This window comes from Flavobacteriales bacterium, assembly GCA_013001705.1.
Lineage (GTDB): Bacteria > Bacteroidota > Bacteroidia > Flavobacteriales_D > JABDKJ01 > JABDLZ01.
This window is the reverse complement of sequence record JABDLZ010000268.1, coordinates 1-3,535: the sequence shown is the minus strand read 5'-3', so window position 1 is coordinate 3,535 and position 3,535 is coordinate 1. Positions and strand designations below refer to the sequence as shown.

At 53.1% G+C, this 3,535-nt stretch carries 2 protein-coding genes; one reads left to right on the top strand and one right to left on the bottom strand.

Annotation, left to right across the window (positions count from 1 at the left end):
- Positions 1-2,227 (bottom strand): FdhF/YdeP family oxidoreductase (locus tag HKN79_10745; GenBank protein NNC84043.1); only part of this gene is annotated, 2,227 nt, incomplete at its 3' end.
- Between the two features lie 118 nt (positions 2,228-2,345).
- On the opposite strand from HKN79_10745, the gene HKN79_10740 reads away from it, so the two are divergent.
- A partial coding sequence (locus HKN79_10740; protein NNC84042.1) for an aconitate hydratase occupies positions 2,346-3,535 on the top strand: 1,190 nt, incomplete at its 3' end.

Sequence of the window (3,535 nt, the reverse complement as noted above, 5' to 3'; positions counted from 1 at the left end):
GAATAGGTACGAGTACATTTGTCTCCGGATAATAGGTCGCGCAACATGAGCGAGGAATCTCGTAGGGGATGACCTTGAAATGCTCTGTTTTACGCAGCTGACCATCATAGGTCGAGGTGATATCCACGATGTCCTTCTCGGTGAGGCCGCGTGCTTCCATATCCTTTGGATGCATGAAGATCACTCTTCTGCCATTGTACACCCCACGATAGCGGTCATCCAGGCCATAGATGGTCGTATTGAACTGATCATGACTGCGTATGGTCATCATCATGAGTTCGTCTTCGGCCAGGGTCCATTCGGGTAGCTTGTTGAGGGAGAACTGTGCTTTGCCGCTTTCGGTCTTGAACTGACCGATACGCGCACCGTTGGGCAGATAGAATCCAGAAGGTTCCAAGAGCTTGCGGTTGTAGTCCGTAAATCCATCCACCACTTCAGCGATGTCATCGCGTATGAGGCTGTAGTCACTCACATAGTCCATCCATTGCACCTGACTGCGGTCACCCAATGTGGCATGGGCCATCCGGCAGATGACCTCCACTTCGCTCAAGAGCTGTTCGCTACAAGGTTCCAGCACGCCCTGGGTCGTATGCACTACACCCATGCTGTTCTCCACACTCTGTTTCTGCAGGCCCGTAGCCTTGATGTCCTTCTCCGTGCGACCCAGGCAAGGGAAGATCAGTGCTTCCTTTCCGGTGACCAGATGGGAGCGATTGAGCTTTGTGCTCACATGTACGGTCAGCTCGCAGTTGTTGAATCCTTGGGCCGTATAGTCGGTATCGGGCGCGGCCGAGAGGAAATTCCCACCCATCCCTACAAACACCTTGACCTTGTTCTCATGCATGGCCTGTATGGCATCCACCACGGCATAGCCGTGATTTGGATTGGGTTTGAATCCGTATTTGGCTTCTATCTTATCCAAGAATGCCTGCGGTGCGGCCTCCCAGATTCCCACGGTGCGGTCGCCTTGCACATTGCTATGTCCACGAACCGGACAGGTACCTGCGCCTTCTTTGGCCATACTCCCTTTGAGAAGGAGCAGATTGACCAGTTCGCGGATGTTGTCCACGGCATTCTCGTGCTGAGTAAGTCCCATGGCCCAGCAGATGATGATGCGGTCCCGTGATTCGATGAGGTCTACCACCGTGCTTATGGTCTCCAATGAGATACCTGAAGCCCGCGCACAGTCGGCCTTATTGTAGGTCTTTAGGTCTTGGATAAAGGCCTCGTAACCGTGAGTATTCACTCGGATGAAATCGTGATCGAAGACATCCCCCTTGCTTTCTTCCCTCTCGAGTAGTTCCAGCATGATGGCCTTGAAGAGCGCCACATCCTGATTGATCATGACGGGCAGATGGATATCGGTCAAAGGTGAACCTCCAGTGATCATCTTCCATGGTTTCTTGGGGTCGGTGAATCGGATGAGTCCGGCTTCAGCCAAAGGGTTGACCGAGATGATCTTCCCGCCATTCTCCTTGCACTTTTCCAGTGCCGATAGCATACGTGGGTGATTGGTACCGGGATTCTGGCCGATGACGAAGATCAATTCAGCCTTATGCAGATCATCCAAGGTGACCGATCCTTTCCCGATTCCCAAGGTCTCAGAGAGGGCCTTTCCACTGGCCTCGTGACACATGTTGGAGCAATCGGGAAGATTGGAGGTGCCGAATTCACGTACAAAGAGCTGATAGAGGAATGCCGCTTCATTGGTTGTCCGTCCTGACGTGTAGAAGACGGCCTCATCTGGGTCATCCAGGGACTGAAGGTGTTTGCCCAGTTTATTGAAAGCATCCTCCCAAGCGATAGGGCGGTAATGGTCATCGCCTTCTGCTCGATACATGGGTTCGGCCAATCGACCGGCCTTGCCGATCTCGAAATCGGTCCAAGTGGCCAATTCATCGATGGAATGTCTGGCGAAGAACTCGGCACCGATCCGTTGACGTTGCGCTTCTTCAGCAATGGCCTTGATACCATTCTCGCAGTACTCGCTCAGGGTTGCACGATCGTCATCCGGATCGGGCCATGCGCAACCGGGACAGTCAAAACCACCCTTCTGATTGAGCTGGGCCATGAGCTTGACCGCTTCACCGGGCCGCATGTACTTGACCACTTGTTTTCCTACGGAAGTAAGTGCGCCCAGTCCTGCACTGTCGGTATGTGGATCACCCACCTTGATGGGTTCTTCACGGAGGGGATTATGTGCGTGAGGATGATGGGAATCGGCCATATCACGAATTTATCCTTTTCAGGATGTCCCTGCCTCAGGACTGGATATTCACCCTCTAAAATCGTACATTCGCCAGCCCACAAATCGGGATTCCCATCCCCATAAAAAGACACAAGAAATGATATTCGACCTCGACATGATCAAAGCGGTATATGAGCGATTCCCTGGACGCGTAGAAGCTGCTCGGAAACTGCTCGGTAAACCACTTACGTTATCAGAGAAGATCCTCTATGCCCATCTATGGCAAGGAAATCCCACGGAGGAATATCAACGAGGTAAGAGCTATGTCGATTTCGCACCGGACCGCGTGGCCATGCAGGATGCTACGGCCCAGATGGCCCTGCTGCAGTTCATGATGTCGGGAAGGAAGAAAGTGGCAGTACCGAGTACAGTGCACTGTGATCACCTGATACAGGCTCGCGTAGGAGCGGATGCCGATATGCAGAATGCATTGAATCAGAACAACGAGGTCTTCAACTTCTTGGAGTCGGTCTCTAATAAATATGGGATCGGATTCTGGAAGCCGGGGGCCGGGATCATCCACCAGGTGGTCTTGGAGAACTATGCCTTCCCAGGTGGAATGATGATCGGTACGGATTCGCATACGGTCAATGCCGGTGGACTGGGTATGGTGGCCATTGGAGTGGGAGGTGCTGATGCTGTGGATGTCATGGCAGGAATGCCTTGGGAACTCAAATTCCCCAAACTCATCGGAGTCAAACTCACTGGGAAATTGGACGGCTGGACCTCTTCCAAGGATGTCATCCTCAAAGTGGCAGGGATCCTCACGGTAAAAGGAGGGACAGGTGCCATTGTGGAATATTTCGGCCCAGGGGCCGAGAGCATGAGCTGTACCGGAAAAGGTACCATCTGTAACATGGGTGCCGAGATAGGTGCTACGACCTCCACCTTTGGTTATGATGAGAGTATGAGCCGCTACCTCCGCGCTACCGGACGTGCCGATGTGGCCGAGGAGGCCGATCGCATCAGAGAACACCTCACCGGTGATGCCGAGGTCTATGCCGACCCAGAACGATATTTCGATCAGGTCATCGAGATCGACCTGAATACTCTGGAGCCTTCTTTGAACGGTCCATTCACCCCGGATCTATATACACCTATCAGCGAACTGGGAGCCAAGGCCAAGGAGCATGGATGGCCGCTAAAGGTGGAGTATGGGCTCATCGGATCCTGCACCAATTCCAGCTACGAGGATATCTCCCGATCTGCCTCGGTGGCCAAACAGGCAGTGGATAAGAAGATCACACCCAAAGCTCATTTCACCGTGACACCAGGCTCTGAGCAGGT